Origin of the sequence: Chitinophaga caeni, from assembly GCF_002557795.1 — a bacterium.
Classification (GTDB): Bacteria; Bacteroidota; Bacteroidia; order Chitinophagales; family Chitinophagaceae; genus Chitinophaga; species Chitinophaga caeni.
On the sequence record NZ_CP023777.1, the window covers coordinates 2651203 to 2670560 of the forward strand.

21 protein-coding genes are annotated in these 19358 nt (G+C 42.9%); 13 read left to right on the plus strand and 8 right to left on the minus strand.

Going from position 1 to position 19358, the window contains the following annotated elements; translation table 11 throughout:
- The first annotated feature begins 8 nt into the window (after positions 1 to 8).
- The 3 genes from pepT to COR50_RS11285 all read left to right on the plus strand — a co-directional run bounded on the left by pepT (position 9) and on the right by COR50_RS11285 (position 2597).
- Positions 9 to 1253, plus strand: a complete 1245-nt coding sequence (gene pepT / locus COR50_RS11275; protein ID WP_098194078.1) for a peptidase T — start codon at positions 9 to 11, stop codon at positions 1251 to 1253.
- 163 nt (positions 1254 to 1416) lie between these two features.
- Positions 1417 to 2130, plus strand: a complete 714-nt coding sequence (locus COR50_RS11280; protein WP_098194079.1) for a MotA/TolQ/ExbB proton channel family protein — start codon at positions 1417 to 1419, stop codon at positions 2128 to 2130.
- 62 nt (positions 2131 to 2192) lie between these two features.
- Positions 2193 to 2597 (plus strand): ExbD/TolR family protein, encoded by a 405-nt coding sequence (locus COR50_RS11285; protein ID WP_098194080.1) that lies wholly within the window; start codon positions 2193 to 2195, stop codon positions 2595 to 2597.
- A 21-nt stretch (positions 2598 to 2618) separates the two neighbouring features.
- Here COR50_RS11285 and prmC read toward each other — a convergent pair whose 3' ends face one another.
- Complete coding sequence (gene prmC, locus COR50_RS11290; RefSeq protein ID WP_098194081.1) at positions 2619 to 3473, minus strand: peptide chain release factor N(5)-glutamine methyltransferase; 855 nt, start codon at positions 3471 to 3473, stop codon at positions 2619 to 2621.
- A gap of 66 nt (positions 3474 to 3539) precedes the next feature.
- Between prmC and ribD the strand changes: the two genes are divergently transcribed.
- The gene (gene ribD, locus COR50_RS11295; protein ID WP_232516151.1) at positions 3540 to 4595 is read left to right on the plus strand and encodes a bifunctional diaminohydroxyphosphoribosylaminopyrimidine deaminase/5-amino-6-(5-phosphoribosylamino)uracil reductase RibD; all 1056 of its coding nucleotides are present in this window, start codon (positions 3540 to 3542) and stop codon (positions 4593 to 4595) included.
- Positions 4596 to 4597: 2 nt separating this feature from the next.
- Positions 4598 to 5200, plus strand: a complete 603-nt coding sequence (locus COR50_RS11300) for an IMPACT family protein (RefSeq protein ID WP_098194082.1) — start codon at positions 4598 to 4600, stop codon at positions 5198 to 5200.
- A 223-nt stretch (positions 5201 to 5423) separates the two neighbouring features.
- Here the strand turns inward: COR50_RS11300 and COR50_RS11305 are convergent, their stop codons facing one another.
- The 3 genes from COR50_RS11305 to COR50_RS11315 all read right to left on the minus strand — a co-directional run bounded on the left by COR50_RS11305 (position 5424) and on the right by COR50_RS11315 (position 8369).
- Entirely contained in the window at positions 5424 to 6683 is a 1260-nt protein-coding gene (locus COR50_RS11305; RefSeq protein ID WP_098194083.1) for a DUF6786 family protein, read from the minus strand.
- Between the two features lie 47 nt (positions 6684 to 6730).
- The gene (locus COR50_RS11310; protein WP_098194084.1) at positions 6731 to 7624 is read right to left on the minus strand and encodes a 3-hydroxybutyryl-CoA dehydrogenase; all 894 of its coding nucleotides are present in this window, start codon (positions 7622 to 7624) and stop codon (positions 6731 to 6733) included.
- A 106-nt stretch (positions 7625 to 7730) separates the two neighbouring features.
- Complete coding sequence (locus COR50_RS11315) at positions 7731 to 8369, minus strand: carboxypeptidase-like regulatory domain-containing protein (RefSeq protein ID WP_232516152.1); 639 nt, start codon at positions 8367 to 8369, stop codon at positions 7731 to 7733.
- A 238-nt stretch (positions 8370 to 8607) separates the two neighbouring features.
- Here COR50_RS11315 and COR50_RS11320 point away from each other — a divergent pair, with 238 nt between their 5' ends.
- The 3 genes from COR50_RS11320 to pyrF all read left to right on the plus strand — a co-directional run bounded on the left by COR50_RS11320 (position 8608) and on the right by pyrF (position 11369).
- Positions 8608 to 9705 (plus strand): Mrp/NBP35 family ATP-binding protein, encoded by a 1098-nt coding sequence (locus COR50_RS11320; RefSeq protein ID WP_098194085.1) that lies wholly within the window; start codon positions 8608 to 8610, stop codon positions 9703 to 9705.
- A gap of 99 nt (positions 9706 to 9804) precedes the next feature.
- Complete coding sequence (locus COR50_RS11325) at positions 9805 to 10434, plus strand: FMN-binding negative transcriptional regulator (RefSeq protein WP_098194086.1); 630 nt, start codon at positions 9805 to 9807, stop codon at positions 10432 to 10434.
- A 122-nt stretch (positions 10435 to 10556) separates the two neighbouring features.
- Complete coding sequence (pyrF, locus tag COR50_RS11330) at positions 10557 to 11369, plus strand: orotidine-5'-phosphate decarboxylase (protein ID WP_098194087.1); 813 nt, start codon at positions 10557 to 10559, stop codon at positions 11367 to 11369.
- A gap of 439 nt (positions 11370 to 11808) precedes the next feature.
- On the opposite strand, the gene COR50_RS11340 is transcribed toward pyrF, so the two are convergent.
- Complete coding sequence (locus COR50_RS11340; protein WP_098194089.1) at positions 11809 to 12237, minus strand: YciI family protein; 429 nt, start codon at positions 12235 to 12237, stop codon at positions 11809 to 11811.
- 125 nt (positions 12238 to 12362) lie between these two features.
- On the opposite strand from COR50_RS11340, the gene COR50_RS11345 reads away from it, so the two are divergent.
- Positions 12363 to 13541 (plus strand): acyl-CoA dehydrogenase family protein, encoded by a 1179-nt coding sequence (locus tag COR50_RS11345; protein WP_098194090.1) that lies wholly within the window; start codon positions 12363 to 12365, stop codon positions 13539 to 13541.
- A 13-nt stretch (positions 13542 to 13554) separates the two neighbouring features.
- Complete coding sequence (locus tag COR50_RS11350) at positions 13555 to 14559, plus strand: FAD:protein FMN transferase (protein WP_098194091.1); 1005 nt, start codon at positions 13555 to 13557, stop codon at positions 14557 to 14559.
- 117 nt (positions 14560 to 14676) lie between these two features.
- On the opposite strand, the gene COR50_RS11355 is transcribed toward COR50_RS11350, so the two are convergent.
- The 3 genes from COR50_RS11355 to COR50_RS22605 all read right to left on the minus strand — a co-directional run bounded on the left by COR50_RS11355 (position 14677) and on the right by COR50_RS22605 (position 16794).
- Positions 14677 to 15297 carry an outer membrane beta-barrel protein gene (locus COR50_RS11355; RefSeq protein ID WP_098194092.1) on the minus strand — a complete coding sequence of 207 codons (621 nt, stop codon included), beginning with the start codon at positions 15295 to 15297 and terminating at the stop codon, positions 14677 to 14679.
- 23 nt (positions 15298 to 15320) lie between these two features.
- On the minus strand, positions 15321 to 15968 hold the full coding sequence (locus tag COR50_RS11360) for a DUF4136 domain-containing protein (protein WP_157760763.1): 648 nt from the start codon (positions 15966 to 15968) through the stop codon (positions 15321 to 15323).
- A 613-nt stretch (positions 15969 to 16581) separates the two neighbouring features.
- On the minus strand, positions 16582 to 16794 hold the full coding sequence (locus tag COR50_RS22605; RefSeq protein ID WP_232516153.1) for a helix-turn-helix domain-containing protein: 213 nt from the start codon (positions 16792 to 16794) through the stop codon (positions 16582 to 16584).
- 206 nt (positions 16795 to 17000) lie between these two features.
- Between COR50_RS22605 and COR50_RS22740 the strand changes: the two genes are divergently transcribed.
- From COR50_RS22740 to COR50_RS11380, 3 genes are all read left to right on the plus strand, one after another.
- Positions 17001 to 17096, plus strand: a complete 96-nt coding sequence (locus tag COR50_RS22740) for a DUF1493 family protein (protein ID WP_157760765.1) — start codon at positions 17001 to 17003, stop codon at positions 17094 to 17096.
- Positions 17097 to 17314: 218 nt separating this feature from the next.
- Positions 17315 to 17881, plus strand: coding sequence for an RNA polymerase sigma factor (locus COR50_RS11375; protein ID WP_098194095.1), 567 nt, complete (start codon positions 17315 to 17317; stop codon positions 17879 to 17881).
- A 202-nt stretch (positions 17882 to 18083) separates the two neighbouring features.
- Positions 18084 to 19316: a FecR family protein gene (locus COR50_RS11380; RefSeq protein WP_098194096.1), complete on the plus strand. Its 1233-nt coding sequence runs from the start codon at positions 18084 to 18086 to the stop codon at positions 19314 to 19316.
- The last annotated feature ends 42 nt before the right edge of the window (positions 19317 to 19358 follow it).

The following is a 19358-nucleotide window of genomic DNA, read 5'->3' on the forward strand; positions in this document are numbered from 1 at the left end:
GTTGCACCATGAAAAATTATCAATATACAGTCGCAGAAAGATTCATGCGATACGTACAAGTGGATACGCAGTCCGATCCGCTGAGCGATACCTTTCCCTCTACTGAAAAGCAAAAGAATTTATCCAGGATTTTGGTGGATGAATTGATCGCCATGGGGATTGAAGATGCTCACCTGGATGAATACGGTTACGTATATGCCACGATACCTTCAAATACTGATAAAAACGTCCCGGTAATTTGTTTCTGCTCGCATGTTGACACTTCCAGCGATTGCAGCGGCGCCAACGTTAAGCCGATCGTTCATAAAAACTATCAAGGTGAAGACTTGGTTTTGCCGGATGATAATACGCAAATTATCAAGGCCGAGGAGCACCCCTACTTAAAGGAAAAGTTGGGCGATGATATTATCACGGCTAGCGGCACAACACTTCTAGGGGCCGATGATAAAGCCGGTGTTGCAGAAATTATGGACGCCGCTAAGTATTTAATGGAACACCCGGAAGTGAAGCATGGCGCCATCCGCATCCTGTTTACCCCCGATGAAGAGATCGGCCAAGGGGTGAAATATGTGAACATGGAAAAGTTAGGCGCGGAATTTGGTTATACTATGGACGGCGGTGAATTGGGTTCATTGGAAGATGAGACTTTTTCTGCCGATGCCGTGAAGGTCGTGATCCAAGGCGTGAGCGCCCATCCCGGTATGGCTAAAGGTAAACTGGTAAGCGCTTTGAAGATTGCTGCCGCCGTTGTAGATGCGCTGCCCAAGGACATTTTAAGCCCGGAAACAACCGAGAAAAGGCAAGGGTTTATCCACCCTGTTAGGATGCAAGGAACGGTTGAAACGGCTGAAATAGACTTTATTATCCGTGATTTTACGACGCCAGAACTGGAAGCTTTAGAGTTTTACTTGAGAAAAACAATGGATTCCATCGTGTCAAAATATAAAGGCGCCAGCGCAACTTTCACCGTGACGGAGCAATACCGGAATATGAAAGAGGTGTTGGACCAATACCCGCAAGTAGCGGCCTATGCTGAAGAAGCGATCAAGCGCGCCGGTATTGAACCGATGAAGATGAGCATCCGCGGTGGAACAGATGGCTCCAGGCTCAGTTTCATGGGCTTGCCTTGCCCGAATATCTTTACCGGGGAAATGAGCTTCCACAGCAAACATGAATACGTGAGCATCCAGGATATGCAAAAAGCCGTAGATACCATTGTTCACTTAGTTCAGGTGTGGGAAGAAAAGTCGTAATATGCCAAAAAGCCTGTGCTGTTAAGCGTTTCGAGGTATTGTGAACGTCGGGATGCTTTTCGTTAAAATAAATTGTATCTCGATCCGTTTAAGAATAATTATTTTAGTAATTCTTTCAACGCTATCCGCGTTTTAATACTTTTGCAAGGTAAAAATAATATACATGGTATTAGGAATCATTACTTTACTACAGGATACATTATTAGGTGCCAAACCTGATACGGTTGCGCAAGGTATCGACCCGAATGTCGCCGCGCAGCAATCCATGAATTTGTGGGACTTATTGTATAAGGGCGGTCCTATTATGATCCCCTTAGCCTTATTGTCTGTAATTGCTGTTTATGTATTTGTAGAAAGGTATTTGTATATCAAGAAAGCGGCGCGCCTAGATGATAATTTCATGCCGATGTTGCGTGATTATATCACTGCCGGCAATATTGCCGCCGCCCGTTCTTTAACCAAGAATACGCAGTCGCCCATTTCCCGCGTTTTGGACAAAGGGGTGCAGCGTATCGGTAAGAAAATCGAAGCCATTGAGAAGTCCATGGAGAATGTAGGCAAGTTGGAAGTGTACAAGATGGAGAAAAACCTGGTCATCTTGGCCATCGTGGCGGGTATCGCGCCGATGTTCGGTTTCCTCGGTACGATCGCCGGTATGATCCAAACATTCTACCGTATCTCTATCACCAACGATATCACCCTGGGCGCTATCGCTGACGGTATTTACGTGAAGATGGTGACTTCTGCCACGGGTTTGATCATCGGTATTATCGCGTATATCGGTTATAGCTTCCTGAACGCGCAGATCGATAAAGTAGTGAACAAGATGGAGGGTGCTTCCGCGGAATTTATTGACATTCTGCAAGAGCCAAGCTGATCATGATGAGCGATTCTTACCCTTGCTGGTAGCACTTCTTAAATAATAAATGATTCGATTTTATGAATATACGTAGGCGAAGGAAAAATGCGGTAGAAGTACATAACTCGGCTTTGAACGACATCCTGTTCATCTTGCTGCTGTTTTTCTTGATCGTATCTACATTGGCCAATCCCAATGTGATCAAGCTTACCTTGCCAAAAGCTAAAACGAACACCAAGGCCAAACAAACGGTCGTGGTTAGCATCGATAATAACCACGAGTTCTTTATCGGCACCACCAAGGTGGCTTTCGATGATTTAAAAGCAGCATTGGTTCCTACCTTGGCCCGTGAAAATGTAGATCCAACCATCGTGATCAATGCCGAAAAATCGGTACCGATCGAAGAAGTAGTAAAAGTGATGGAGATCGCGAGGGAGTTAGGTGTTAGGGTCGTATTGGCTACGGCAAACCCGCAAAGCAATTAAGAAATTAAAATAGGTTGGCGGCTATTTCCGGCCGCTAACCATCCTGTCTTTCCCGAAAATATCCTGCTTCCTCAAAACGTTGTGAAAACCGGCATCGTGCAAGCAGCCTTCCACCTCTGGAGCATGTGCCTCGTTGATCTCGAAGAAAATTTTACCCCCTTTCCTTAATTTTTCCATAGCTATTGACGCAATCGTTCTATAGAATAACATCGGGTCATGATCCGGTACAAACAAGGCTATGCCCGGCTCATAATCCAAAACATTCTTTTGCATCTGCTTTTTTTCCGACTCCTTGATATAAGGTGGATTACTAACAATAATATCGAATGTTGGTAACTGCTCCAAGGCATTGGCCCGCAAAATATCTTGCCCGGTAAAGTTCACCTCGACTTGTAATTGCTCGGCATTTTTCCGGGCCACTTCCAAAGCTGTTTCACTTAGGTCGATCCCGTAAACATTTGCGGCTTCCCAATGTTTTTTTATGGAGATGGGAATGCAGCCGCTGCCGGTGCCTATATCGATGATGTTTACCTCGCCGTGCATCGTATGTTGCTCTTCCAGTACCCATGATACCAGTTCTTCTGTTTCCGGTCTAGGTATCAGCACATGTTGGTTTACATAAAACTGCATCCCGTAAAACCAGGCCGCCTCGATAATATACTGTAGCGGTTGATGCGCCAAAAGGGACTGGATAGCCAGTAATAACTTCGCTTCCTGGGAAGCATCCAGGCTTTCATCTTTGAACAGGATGCGGTCCATCTTGTTGTAACCGCTGATGTGTTCAAGCAGGATATTAGCTATGGTGGCTGATTCCCGGCTGTCATAGATCGATTGCAACTGTTGGAGTGCGAAGGCAAAAGCAGATTGTATCGTCATATGGAGAAAAATGAATGGCTTGAAACTCGGTATGAAACAATATTTTTGCAAACATAATCAATCATCATGACAGCAGCACCCGATCACGAAATATTTATGAAACGATGTATTGAACTGGCCAGGATGGGCGAGGGCAGGGTAATGCCTAACCCGATGGTGGGGGCAGTACTCGTGCATGAAGGGCGGATCATCGGGGAAGGTTACCATGAATGGTACGGTCATGCACATGCAGAGGTGAACTGTGTGAAAAATGTTGCCTCGGTTGACCGCGTATTGATTCCTTTGGCCACGATGTACGTGAGCTTGGAACCTTGCGCGCATCATGGCAAAACACCGCCCTGCGCGGATTTAATTGTTAACGAGAAAATCCCGGAGGTCGTAATAGGCTGTATCGATACCTTCTCTGAAGTTAGCGGCCATGGTATTAAGAAGATGAAAGCAGCGGGGATTCAAGTCATTACAGGTGTGTTGGAACAGGAATGCCGGGATCTGAACCGGCGGTTTTTCACGTTCCATGAACGTTCCCGGCCTTATATAATCTTAAAATGGGCGCAAACTGCCGATGGTTATATCGGCACGCTGGATAGGAAAGCGATGAAGGTTTCCAACAGCTTCACGGATCGCTGGGTACATAGGTGGAGAAGCCAGGAAGCGGCCATCCTGGTGGGTCCGAAAACGGCAATAGAAGATAATCCTTCGCTGAATACCCGTTTATGGCCGGGAGCATCTCCTATTAGGATTATTCTCGATCCTTTTTTGGGAGTACCTACTACGCATAACGTATTTAACAACGCCGTTAAAACCATCGTGGTCACTGAAAAAATGGGGCAGGAAAAAGGGGTGGAATATTGGCCGATACCTTTCGATGAGGCGCTGTTGCCTAAGCTGATGGAGATGTTACACGGGCGAAACTTACAAAGCATCCTGGTAGAAGGTGGTGCGAAGACTTTACAGCAGTTTATCGATAGGGGACTATGGGATGAAGCCCGCGTAATCATTTCAAAAAATGCGGCAGGTTCCGGTTGGCGTGCCCCCGTATTAACCGGTGAACCCGTTTTGCAGGAACAGGTGAGCCTGGATGCCGACAATATTTATATCTACAGAAATAGAAGGGATTATTAAACATGACTGATACCGATATTTTTTATACCATCGAGAAAAAAGCTATTGCCGAGTTTAAAGATCGCGGCAGTAAGTTCCTGGCATACGCGTTTCCAGTTACTACGGCAGAGCAGGTGAAAGAATGTTTACAGGAAGTGAAAAAGGAACACCCGAAAGCTACGCATCATTGCTATGCTTACCGCTTGGGTACGGATGGCAACCAATTCAGGGCTAATGATGATGGAGAGCCTTCAGGTTCAGCCGGGAAGCCGATCTTGGGGCAAATTGACAGTAAGCAGTTAACGGATACCTTGGTCATAGTAGTACGCTATTTCGGCGGTACTTTGCTCGGGGTGCCGGGCCTGATCAATGCATATAAGATGAGTACCGCATTAGTACTTCAATTAACGCCGGTCATCCAGAAAAATGTTGAAGTCGTTTACCGCCTCACCTTTGATTATACGATCCTGAACGATGTGATGACGATTGTTAAACAGCAACATTGTACGGTCATCTCGCAAGAGTTGCAATTGTTTTGTACAATGAATATCGGTATTCCTAAAGCGAACCTGGAGTTGTGTTTGCTAAGGCTGGGGGATATTCATAACCTGGAGATCGAGGGCTAGTTGGGGAATGAGAGTTGTCATTGTATTTTAATAGGATGAGCATAAGTCCTTAATCATACGTTAAAGATGTATGGAATCAAATTTGAATTAGAATGCGGGAATACTAAAACTTGGTAATAAATTGGATTGATGGCTTCAACAGTACGCCGGAATATAAACCCTTAACCTACAGCGTTTGTTTTATGACCACAATCCTGAAAATTGCAATAGTACACTTCAATCACTATTCACCTGTTTTATCTTCAAGCTCCTTTAACCTCGCATTAAACAACCCCTGCAACAAATTCGACAATTGACGCCTATTACCATTCAAATGAATCGTGCGATGGTAATGCCAAGCCGATTTTCCTTTGCCGAGTTGTTGAATCGGGGCATATGTCGTAACTGCCAAATACGGGCGCGTAGAAATACTATCCTCGATCTTCCCGGAGTTTTTGAGCGTTAATATAGGTCCATCAACCATAAACTGATCCCCATCATACTGCAATGGAAAATACCATCCAGAACGCGGTGCCTTGGAGAATTGTATAATAGTTAAGGTTTGTAGATTTCCGTTATAAATACCGATGAAATTCATCGCGGCAGAAAATGGTACTTGTATTCTTGATGCCAAGCTATCTCCAAGCGGGAATGCTAAAATCCTGTTGTTGATCAAACGGCAACCAGGGAAAGTATCTCCATCCCATTTTATCAAGCTTTCAACCTCTTTTAATGATTTGAACTTCTTATTCAACGGAATTAACGCCACCATTGGACTATCTATTGGAAACATACCCTTCACCCGCATGCTGATACTCCCATGAGCGGTGTCCCAACGATGCTCACCGGTATTAGTGAGTATATTCTCACTTTCAAAAGCAACCGCTTTTACAGCCCTGGGAATATCTATGCCTAAAAAATTTGACACATCTCTTCTTGCGATGATTCGGAGATTTCTTTTCAGTTTTAAAGCTGTAGCAATACTATCATCCTGCAAAAAATTCAGCGTTTTTTCCAAGGATATTTCAGACTTGGATTGGTGGATAAGACGGAAGCTCGCCGTATCCAATCCCGTGGCTTCAAAACCATGCAAGTTATCGAGGGAATGAACGCCTGTATCGCCGGGTATTTTTTGAAACAATAAGTTTACCTGGTCTTCGCCACCCCAGTTCGAATTATAGGATTGAGGCATCAGTTGTGCCACCAGGTCAAAATGCAACCAACCGTAGCTATCGCCACCCTGCAGCAGCGAACTTGTCAGCACGCGGGCATTCCATTTTGGCGCCAAGGCAATGCCGGCATCACCCGTACTATCTCTTAATTGAATAATCGGAACATGTTGACCAAGGTAATCTACCGCCACTTGATAAGGTTGATCTTCGTGCAAGGTATCGCCATTTAATATGGGCAACTTGGCATGGAACCTGCTCGGTTTATTTTCCTGGCAAGCAATAAATCCTAAAAGGAAAATTAAGGCTATGCAATAGTTCGCGAATTTTTTCATGCGCAAAAAAAATCCCGGTGAGCATCTAATTTCACCGGGAAGATAATTTATTTCTTGGAAAACATCGGGCTAACGACCAAGTCCTTACTACCCGGTGTGTACTTATAAAACCCTTCCCCGCTTTTCGCGCCGAGATACCCGGCTGTTACCATGTTTGTTAATAATGGACATGGTGCATACTTAGGGTTACCGAAACCTTGATATAAAACTTCCAGGATAGATTTACATACATCCAGCCCTATAAAGTCCGCCAGTTGTAATGGACCCATCGGGTGTGCCATGCCCAGCTTCATCACGGTATCAATTTCTTCTACTCCAGCCACTCCTTCATACAATGAATATATTGCTTCGTTAATCATCGGCATCAGGATGCGGTTGGCAATAAACCCGGGATAGTCATTCACGGTGCAGGGAACCTTACCGAGTTTTTTAGATAATTCCGTAATCTGTTCAGATACGACCTTGTCGGTAGCGTAGCCATTGATGATTTCCACTAATTTCATCACGGGTACCGGGTTCATAAAGTGCATCCCGATAACTTTTCCCGGCCTCTTGGTTACCGCGGCAATTTTCGTGATGGATATAGACGAAGTATTGGATGCCAGTATCGCATCTGCCGGGGCATAAGTATCCAGTTGCTTGAATATTTCCAGTTTCAGGGTGGTGTTTTCAGTGGCAGCTTCTACAACGAGTGCTGCTTCACTGACGCCATCGCTCATATTGGTATGGGTAGTAATGTTTGTTAAAGTTTGGGATTTCTCCGCTTCCGTGATGGTTCCTTTCGCTATTTGTCGATCTAAGTTCTTAGCGATGGTGGCCAGGGCTTTTTCTAAGGCTTTCTCCGATACATCTACCAGGTTTACCCGGAAACCGTTTTGGGCAAAAACGTGGGCAATACCATTACCCATCGTTCCGGCGCCAATTACCGATACTTTTTGCATTGTTTTGATGAATCTAAATGATGATAAAATTGATTTTGTCGTCTATGATTATATGCAACAATACAAATTTATCCCCATATGACCATCGGTGTCATGAAGTGTAAAGTTAATCTTGCCGTTTGAAATCGCCGCGCTTCCAGGCATCGAGGAATTGCGCCCAGGCGAGTGGATTAAATATGTTTTGCGGTGGCACCTGGCCGGCATAATACAAAGATTGTTGTTGCTTGCGCATCAGGCTGTTGAAGTTTTCCCCGCCATCGTATGGCATGTAACGTGAAAGGGCGCGCATTTTGGCCCTATCGGTATTTTTCCGCGCAATTTCGTATGCATCATCCGGTATATCCATGCTGGTGAAGATCCTTTCCACGTCTTTTCGGCTCGGGTATGGCCGGATCACCGTCACGGGCAAATGCACGGTATCTTCTGTCAGCAATTGTAGCATGGAAAAATTGCTACCGACGAGGTCGAGGGGGATCTTGTAATCCTTTTTATGAAATCCTACCGCGGAAAAAGATAAAGTATCTCCTTTGAACGCCACGATGGAAAAAATTCCAGCTGCATTGGAAACCGTACCACGATTTTGTCCTTTCACGAGGATACTCACTGCCGGAACGGCCCTCAAGCTATCGGAAGTCATCGTGATTCCAGAAATTTGAATCACGCTATCGCGGAAATCCGTGATTTGTGCCGATGCCAGTATAGGAGCTAAAAATAGTGATAACAGTATGTAGATTTTTTTCATCATGCCAGCTCAAAGGTACTTTATTTATATTGCCGCGAACCCCTTGGGATATTGTTGCCGTAGGCCCCGGTTGAATTTAACGGTGGAATGACAAATCTACAATTTTCTTAATAGACAAACCTTTTTGAAGTGTTGGATGGTCATATTCTTGTATTAGTTCTGCCTTCTCACAATCTTATTGTCAAATTAAAAGTCAATTGGGTTAACTTTGTACCCTGGAAACTAATTTTAACAACAATTTATGATCACGAAAGAGCAGATTTTAGAAGCCCTGGGCAACGTGGAAGAACCGGATCTGAAGAAGGACCTGGTTACGCTGAACATGGTGAAAGATATAGCGATTGACGGCAATAAAGTTTCCTTCACCGTGGTGTTAACTACCCCGGCTTGTCCTTTGAAGGAAATGATTAAAATGGCCTGTATCAACGCGATCCGTATTTACGTTAGCAAGGAGGCCGAAGTAGAAGTGAAAATGACTGCTAATGTTAGTACTAACCGCAAAGACGGGAAGAGCATGTTACCGGGCGTGAAAAATATTATCGTAGTGGCTTCCGGTAAAGGCGGCGTAGGTAAATCTACCGTAGCAGCTAACCTAGCCCTTGCTTTAGCGCAAGATGGCGCTTCCGTGGGCTTGATGGATGCCGACATATACGGGCCAAGCGTGCCGATCATGTTCGGCGTACGTGGAGAGCGACCTATGATGCAAACGATTAACGGTAAAGATATGATCCTGCCGATGGAAAAATACGGCATCAAGTTCATGTCAATCGGACTTTTGGTGGATGAAAAACAAGCGATCGTATGGCGCGGCCCGATGGCCAGTAGCGCCTTACGGCAATTTGTTTCGGACGTTCATTGGGGAGAACTGGATTACCTGGTGATCGATATGCCGCCGGGTACGGGAGATATTCACCTGACGCTCGTGCAAACAGTGCCGGTTACCGGTGCCGTAATCGTTACAACACCGCAGGATGTTGCACTTGCTGATGCTAAGAAAGGTATCGCGATGTTTAGCAGCCCGCAGATCAAGGTGCCGATCATCGGTTTGGTTGAAAATATGGCATATTTTACCCCGGCAGAATTGCCTGGCAACAAATACTATATCTTTGGTAAAGAAGGGGGCAAACGCTTGGCTGATGAGCTGGATTTGCCATTCTTAGGACAAATTCCCTTGGTTCAAAGCATCCGGGAAGGAGGAGATTACGGCGAGCCGGTAATGGCAAGTCAAGATGCTATTACCAAGGAAGCATTCCTGGAGTTCGCGGGAAATGCAGCCAGGAGCATTGCCATGAGAAATGCCAATATAGATCCAACTCAAATAGTAGAAATTACTGTATAATTATATTTTTCCCGGGGAAAGAAATGAGCTTTTCCCGGGAAATTTCCTGCCAACTTACCCGTATATTTACCCCGAAGCAATTCATATTAATTTAATACTATGTACGTTCCAAAATATAACCGGGAGGAGGATTGGGCTTCCATTGCCAATTTTATCAAGGAAAACGGTTTCGGAATGCTGATTTCTACGAGGGACGGCATCCCGGAGGCCACGCACATCCCGATGGAGCTGGTCGAGAAAGAACCGGGGAAATTTGTAATTCACGGGCATATTTCCAGGGCAAACCTACAATGGCAAGCTTTCGGTTCGGAACAGGAGTTTTTGGCCGTATTTACGGCGCCGCATGCTTATATATCGGCGTCCTGGTACGGGGAAGATAAGATTCCTACATGGAATTATATCGCGGTGCATGTGTATGGACAGACGCGTTTATTGAACAAAGAAGAGTCGGAGCTGTTATTAGATAACCTGGTGAACCGCTATGAAGGCGGGCTGGAGCATGGTGTGAAGTTGGCCGACATCGAAGCGGCTGAACTTTCCAGTAATATCAAGGCCATTGCCGCTTTCGAGTTAGCAGTAGACCGGGTGCAAGCAAGATTTAAGTTGAGCCAAAATCGTCATGATCGCGATTATGAAAGCGTCATCGATCATTTGAAAGCTAAGGGGGACGAAAATTCCTTGCAGATTGCCGCCGAGATGGAGAAAAGGCGCAAATCGGCTCGAAGTTGAAAAATTAGCAAATTAATTATTGAAAAAATATCCCGTTTCGCGAAATTCGCCTGGCGATATAAGGAAGTTTTCCGGGGCTAATAGCCTCTTTTACTTATTTTTGCGCCCCTAATTAGAAATTTATGAATAGACAGGAACTTGTGAACACCATCAGGGAGAAGAAGTCTTATTTATGTGTCGGGCTAGATACCGATATCAGCAAGATTCCGAAACACCTGCTCTCGCATGCCGACCCGGTTTTCGCATTCAACAAAGCCATCATTGATGCAACGAAAGATCTCTGCGTAGCATATAAAATTAATACGGCCTTCTACGAAAGCCTGGGCATCCGCGGTTGGGAAACCTTGCAACGCACCGTGGAATATATTCCCAAAGGTATCTTCACCATTGCCGACGCGAAACGGGGAGATATCGGCAATACTGCTACTCAATATGCTAAAACTTTTTATGAAACGTATGCCTTTGACTCGGTAACGGTGGCACCGTACATGGGTAAGGACAGCGTAACGCCTTTCTTGGAATTTAACCAGAAATGGGCCATCGTATTGGGGCTCACCTCCAATGAAGGCAGCAAGGACTTTCAATTGCAGAAAGTAGGGAATACATATTTATATGAAAAGGTGATGAAGACTTGTGCTTCCTGGGGAACGGTTGAGAATATGATGTTCGTTGTTGGGGCTACGCAGGCCGATTCTATCGGGCATATACGCAGCTTCTTGCCGGATCATTTCTTCCTGGTTCCCGGTGTCGGCGCACAAGGCGGCAGCTTGAAAGATATTTCGGAAAAAGGATTAAATAAGGATGGTGGATTGTTGGTAAATGCCAGCAGGGCGGTTATTTATGCTGGTAATGATGAGAATTTTGCCGAAGATGCACGGAATTCGGCCATGAAATACCAAGCGGAAATGGGCATGTACCTAGGGAATGCAATATAGAAAACACTGTATTTTTATCATTGTTGTCCGACTAAAAATACTTTAAAGGTACTTGAATTTCTTACCTTGTCAAGGATATAAGCGAAGGATGATACATTCAAAATCCGGGGTACCTCCCGCCAAGAGAACCGTGGAACTTCGCACCGTTGATAGCGAAGGGAAGCTTGGCCATACAGTAATAGAAAAGCTAGATCGAGCGATCAAATTGGTGGCCGTAATGGCCAATTTGTGCCCTTTTTGGGCAAGCAAAAAAGTACAAGAAACGAGCAGATGAACATTGAATCGAACTATTGAGGGATCAAATTGCTCCCCGGTTAAAATTTAGTCAGACAATAATGTATTTTTTATAAATTATTTATAGCCAGCCGATCGCGGTTGGCTATTATTTTTTATGATTGGATATCCTCCGGATTTTTGCTGGGAACGAAAGGTGACTTTATTATTTATATGCTACCGGTTGTGAAGGATACCAAGCTTTTACTTGGTAAGACAATTTACCGCTCGATATTGCAACGTCAGCTTCTAAAATATTTATTACTTCTAAACTGTCGAGATGCTTCATTAGCAGGAAGCTATTCCATTCATCACCTGGATTTGTTGTCCCGTTTGCCAAAATGATTCCATCCTCTTGCAATTGCATTATGTATTGATGGTGATCATTGTATAACCGATCCGGTGTAGGATTAAAATCCGGGTTCAGTTCAAATGAAATAAACCAGCATTTGCCCGCGCTAGATTTTTCGCTTGCCAGTATTACCGGGACTACTTCATCTTTAATCCCGAATGAATGTTGTAATGACGGGGGATCGCTTACAGAAAATGCAACCAATACAGCCAAAAGGCAGATGGTTGGTACTAATTTAGACATTGGCTACTTGGTTTGTAGAAAGATAATAAAGATCAGTTTTACTTCCTAGTAGATTTAGTATCTTGCTATTCCCGCGCCATAAAATGCGGTATTTCAACCATCGTTAACACAAAATCCTAAGATCCATGCACCAAGATTTATTCCAATCTCCCGATTATTACCAATTAGATGATTTGCTGTCCGAAGAACATAAGATGGTTCGCGCCGCGGTGAGGGATTACATTAAAACGGAAATATCACCTATCATAGATAAGCATTGCCAGCAAGCAACTTTCCCGTCAAAAATAATAAAGGGCTTGGGTAATTTGGGCTGCTTCGGTCCTACTATACCTGCTGAATACGGCGGTGGCGGACTAGATTACATTTCTTACGGGCTGATGATGCAAGAGTTGGAAAGGGGAGATAGCGGTATCCGCTCCACGGCATCAGTACAAGGATCGTTAGTGATGTTACCGATTTATAAATATGGTACGGAAGAGCAAAAGCAAAAATACTTGCCGCAATTAGCCAGGGGAGAAATGATGGGCTGCTTCGGTTTAACGGAGCCGGATTTTGGATCCAACCCTGCCGGGATGTTGACGTATTTCGAGGAAGATGGAGATGATATTTTATTGACAGGCGCCAAGATGTGGATATCCAATGCACCCTTTGCAGATATCGCCATCGTATGGGCTAAAAATGAAACAGGGAAAGTGCAAGGCATTATCGTGGAGCGAGGCATGGAAGGTTTCACAAGCCCGGAAACAAAAGATAAATGGAGTTTAAGGGCCAGCGCCACCGGGGAATTGGTGTTTGATAATGTGAGGATTCCGAAATCGAATATATTACCCGGCGCCAAGGGTTTGGGAACGGCATTATCATGCCTTTCTTCGGCCAGGTTTGGTATTGCCTGGGGAGCTATCGGCGCCGCGATGGATTGTTACGATACGGCATTACGTTATGCTAAAGAAAGGGTGCAATTTGAAAGGCCGATAGCAGGCTTTCAATTGACGCAAAAGAAGTTAGCTGAAATGATTACCGAAATCACGAAAGCACAACTGATGAATTGGAGATTAGCAGTTTTGATGAACGAAGGGAAAGCCAGCGCAGAACAAATTTCGATGGCTAAAAGAAATGCCTGCATCACGGCGATTCAAATCGCCCGGGAGTCGCGGCAAATACTGGGGGCAATGGGTATTTCCGGTGAATATTCGATCATGCGCCATATGATGAACCTGGAAAGCGTTATTACCTATGAAGGAACTCATGAAGTACATTTGCTGATTACCGGTATGGATATTACAGGGATGAATGCTTTTAAATAATAGATAACTTACTATGCCAAGATTTTTTATGTTGCTTTTGGCCTGCTGTTGGACCCAATGGTTATCAACCCAAGAATTGTTTACGATAAAAGGAGAAGCGCAAGGAACTTATTATATCATCAAGTATGTTGCTGTAAAGGAAGTGAATTGCCGGCAAGGTATCGACACGATATTTAACAAGATGGATGCATCACTTTCCTTATATAAACCGGGTTCTTTAATTAACAGGTTTAACGAACAGGGAGATGGTGTGCGGATGGATAGTTATATGGCAGCAGTTTTAAGAAAATCATTAGAGGTGTATAAGATTTCTGGCGGCTTATTTGATATTACCGTAAAGCCTTTGGTTGATGCCTGGGGCTTCGGGGTAAAAAGGCACCGGGAGGTGCCAAAGCGAGAAAATATCCGGGAAATATTGAAACATGTAGGATCCCGCTACCTGTTGATCGATGGAGATTCTTTACTAAAAAAGAAGCCGGGAGTCCAGATCGATTGCAACGGTATCGCGCAAGGTTACACGGTAGATGTAATCTGTGAATACCTCTCATCGCTCGGTATAGAGAATTACCTGGTCGATGTGGGTGGGGAGTTAAGATCTAAAGGAAAGAACCCTAAAAATAGAAATTGGACCATCGGGATTGAGCGACCGGAATCTGACGGCGACCGGGTTTATCCTTCTATGGCCACGATCGTTTTAAATGGGCAAGGTGTTGCCACAAGTGGCAATTACCGCAGGTTCTTTGATGAAGGCGAAATACGTTATACGCATACTATTAACCCTAAAACAGGGGAAGCATTGCATCATAAGGTGATCAGCGTAACCGTTGTTGCGCCCGATTGTATTACCGCCGATGCATATGATAATGTTTTTTTCTTAATGGGTGTAGAGAAAGGCTTGAAGTTCGCACGGCAACACCCTGAATTGAAACTGGCTGTTCACTATGTTTTTAAAGATGGAAATGGGCAAACGCGGGAAAAGTATAGCGCCGCATTTGAGCAATTACTTCTAAAGAAATAGCTGTCGGTATAAATTTTAATACCACGGTATTTTAGATAAAAAGCCCCGGCTTTATGAAACCGGGGCCACATTCTCACAAGATTCGATGGTTTCCGTTAACACGGATATTTTTACTACTTACCGGAGGTGAAATTTCACACCTACATTGGCTTGTACTGTATTGAAGTTTGTTAACTCTGCCACCTTGTACGGTGAAAAATTATACTGTACATGGGCATTAAAAAGTACCGGCGAATATTTCCCGAAAGGAACGTTTATTCCCAGTTCCGGGCTTACCATGAATTGCCAACTATTATCATCATCCACGAACTGACCGTAATATTTCTCATATTGGAAATTAGCCACACCGATGTTTAAGCCCCCGTAAGGGATAACCTTAGAGCCGGGCTTCGTGAAATTATATTGTGCAGCAGCCAAGATTGGAATGGTTTGCAGCGTACGTGTTTGCACGGCAGAAATATCACCATCCTTGATAGGGTAAACTGCCCGGGCAGATTTTTCATAAAAATCTTGGTATCCAACATTCAAGCCGACACTTAAATTGTCGTTGATGGCATATTGAAATCCCGCTTTCCAGCCGCGGAAGCTGGTGTTGTTCGCATAATCCTTCAAGCTGCTTAAAGGTTGGGCAATGCTGTAGTTTAATTGAAAACTAACAGGAGGTCTTGTTTGGGCCTGTGCGCCTTGCAAAGCGAAAGCACCCAGGAATACGGCTAATAATATCTTTAAACTTTTCATCTTTCATCCATTTAATAGTCCAACTATAATGTTGTTTCCAGGTAGGTAGATTGATCGAAAACAGCTTTTACCATGCTTTCAATGTTATTGCTGTTCCAAACACCTTGGCCCCTTAACATGGCATTCCAGATTGTTGTCAACTGGTTATCGCCTTCTTTGGCAGCATTTTTAAGATCTACTAAATCTATCGCTACGGAACGTTCCTTGTAGTTGAAAACGCCATAATAAGGAGGGAAGTAATATCCCCAACCGGGATATCCCCAATAACCGGGATCCCAATAGCCGGGCCATCCGCTCCAGTAACCGGGGCCACCGATCACTACGGAACTGTAAGTATTGTCGATGCGGGTCAAGTTAACTGCCAGGTCAGGACTTGCCGTTTTATCTACCAGTTTATACCCGCGGTCAATGAAAGATTGTTTTACGGTGTTGATCAATTGTTGATCGTAGTTAGTCAGTTCTTTGCTATAATCGCCATTATTCGTGACAACAGCCACCGAATCCACGATACTGAACGTACTGTAAGTTCCAAAATCGACATCTTTGTCGTAATTGGTAACATAAATTCTTGTTTCTTCTTCCGATAAATTATCGATGGGGTCCTTCCTGCAACTGGATATTAGGGAGGCTATTACGAGGGAAGCACCCATCAAGATCCAAATCTTTTTCATAATGTACTTTTTTTCGAGTGTGTAAAACTCATTGCTAATTTGCATCTTCACCGTACGGTTGTGTCGTTGCAATTATCTTCTTCATTTCAAACGTATTAGACACCGAGATGTTACGGCATGTTTACAAGTGTTTTGTTAATTCTTTTCTAAGAAATTGTTAATACAAGAAGGTTGCCAATTTAATTGATATAGCAATAAGAATTAATATATCAGGAATGATATATTTGTTTGTATATTAATTAGGCGAACGGAGGCAGCTTAGTATTTGTATCCTGGGAATTGCTGGTCGGGAATTGCTGGTTCGGATTTGTAGGTCGGATTTGTAGGTAGGGAATTGCTGGTCGGGAATTGCTGGTTCGGGATTTGTAGGTTGGATTTGTAGGTTGGATTTGTAGGTTGGGATTTGCTGGTCGGAATTGCTGGTCGGGATTTGTAGGTCGGATTTGTAGGTCGGGATTTGTAGGTTGGGCTCGCGAGCCCAACCAGCAGTTGGTTATCTGTTCGATTCAATAAATGAGTTTAGTCAATCAAATCAGCAGCTTCATGGCGCGGAAACCTTCGCTGATGGATATAAAATAAAATAATATGGGGGATTATAAGTGTGCGGATTGATTTAATTCAAATTCCTGTAATCATTGGGGGTTATACCCGTTTTTTGTTTAAATAACCGGGAAAAATGCTGTTGATATTTAAACCCAAGTTCGGAGGCTATATCATTGATCGATTTGGAATGATCAAAAATCTTCAATTTCGCTTCGTCGATTAATTTTGACTGTAAATAGCCTAATGCCGTATTACCGGTTTCTTTTTTTGATAATATATCCAAAATAATTCGCTAAAAGATGCAGCGATTCTGCGCGATAAATTGCCGTGGAAAGTCCTAGTGGCCAGGGTTTGTCAAAGCAGAAATAATCATTCAATAAATTTTCAAATCGCATAGGATGTCCCTATTAACATTGCCACGGGTGATAAACTGCGGGTAATAAAAATTTTGGCAATACGATCAGTCAGAATAGCCTGATTGAAGATGATTTGAGCATAACCGGAGATGATGCTGAAGCTTTTATCTTGCAATTTGGCAAAAGGTATCATGTTGATATAGGTAGCTTTAATTTTTCAAAATATTGAACAGGTTAAAATTGATCAAAATATTTAGTTGATCAAATATTATCCGACCAAAATTTTTTTGCTAAACCAAACTATTTTCTTTTTTTTACAGTAAATATCAATCAGGTCTATCCATTTTTTACAAGCAAAATCAAACGGCTATAATAGCTACGTACTTTTTCGTGCCAATGGATCATTCCATTTAAATTTCACAAAATCCCGTGACCCATATTTGAACAATGAGAATGTTAGAGCTTAAATCAGATCACGAACTAATGGCGCTAATTCAAGAAGGTAATAGTGAAGCCTTCGAGGAGCTCTATGGTCGATATTTTAAGCCCTTACTCTATTTCACCGCTAAACGAACAAATGATCTAGCAGATGCAGAAGACATTGTTCATGATGTTTTTACGAAGTTTTGGGAACGTCGATTTAAGATTGAAAATAAAAATATTTCATCTTTTTTATACCAATGCACACTGTATGCAATTTTAGATCGAATTAAAAAGCTTAAAAACAAGAATACCGTGGTTTCGATGCTGGCTTTTAGTTATCCTCAATGTGAAGATCCTATTGAACAACAATTATTTGAGGATGAACTGAAGGCAAAGTTTGATGAAGCTATTAATTTAAATACGTCAAAAGTTAAAGAAGTATTTAAGCTTAGGTACGAGGAAGATATGTCTTACAAAGAGATTGCCACAGCCCATGGGGTTAGTATTGAAACAGTCAAAGCCCAGGTTAAAAAAGGGTTAAAAAAAATGCGGAAGCACCTTCGGATCTTCACTACCTTCTATTTTTTTTAAAAAAATTCTACTCCCAGTAACCCTAAATGAAATCTCAATCGTTTTAGATTTATATTAAAAGGGTAATCAGCTCAGTTAATATGAGTAATCCATTTCATTAAACGGTTTAAATTCGGTAAGACTGAATGTATAGGCCTATAATCATATAGGCCTGTTAACATAACTAAGTTATTTGCCGTGGAGATGATACTAAAATAATTATATGGACAAAAACCAAATTATAGAACTTTTAGAAGCATATGAAAAGGGAACTTTGTCAGAAAATCAAATTCAATCTCTGAAAAGGGCATTGATGGAAATTGATATCATGGAAGAACACACTTTTCATAGTATCGATCTTCAAGAATCAAAGGATAGGGTTCTTAAAAGATTGATGGAAACCGGGGTTAATCCCGGAGTATATGCCGATTCGTCGGAAGGTCATATAGAAAATCAGGGAAGGACTTCTATTTATTATATTAGAATAGCAATTGGAGCTGCAGCAAGCGTGTTGCTTTTGGTAGGGCTCATTTCACAATTTAAGTATAAAAAAGCGATCCCTGTTCATATTGCTAAGGAATTATCTGATGTCGAACCGGCGACTTTTAAAGCACGTTTAACCATTAACAATTCAGCAAAATCATACAAACTAACAGGGAGTGTTAAAGATTCCATTGCGATGGTAAATGGCGCTTTAGTAAAAGCTCCATCCCCTAATACTATTGTTTACCAATCCTATGAAAATCTATCAGAAAATCAAATACCAAGCATAAATACTATATCGACTCCGAGGGGAGGAACTTACAATGTGACATTGGGTGATGGAACAGAAGTCATGCTTAATGCAGCATCTTCAATTACGTTCCCGGTTCCTTTTGAACAAGACAAAAGGGAAGTGACTATTACGGGTGAGGTATTCTTCAAAGTAAAGCATCAATTACTCGAGGGAAACGCCATGTCCAAGCCTTTCATTGTTAAGGCGCAAGTTGCCACTGGGCAAGTTCAGAATATTAAGGTCCTGGGTACACATTTCAATGTGCTGGCTCGGCCAAATACTCCGATTACAACATCATTAGTAGAAGGAAAGGTATTAGTTACTACAAAAGCAGATGCCAAGACAATTTTACCTGGCCAGAAATCTATATTGGTTAATGGTTCATTGGCAATCAAGAAATTAATGGAATCAGATATAGCTTGGACAAAAAATCTTTTCGAATTCCAAGATCAAACATTGGAGACAATTATGGCGGAAGCATCCAGGTGGTATGATGTGGATATAAAATTTGAAGATAACATCAATCTAAGCCAGAAATACACCATAACATTAGAAAGGGATAAGGGACTTAAAACCTTTACAAGCATCATTGAAAATTTGGGTTTTGTTTGTAGTCTGGAAAATAGTGAGGGTGTAAAAAGTCAAGATAATCATAGAACATTGTTTATAAAAAGGAAGTAAAGGCGATATTTCTGATCATGCATAGTATCCGTTTTATCCCTA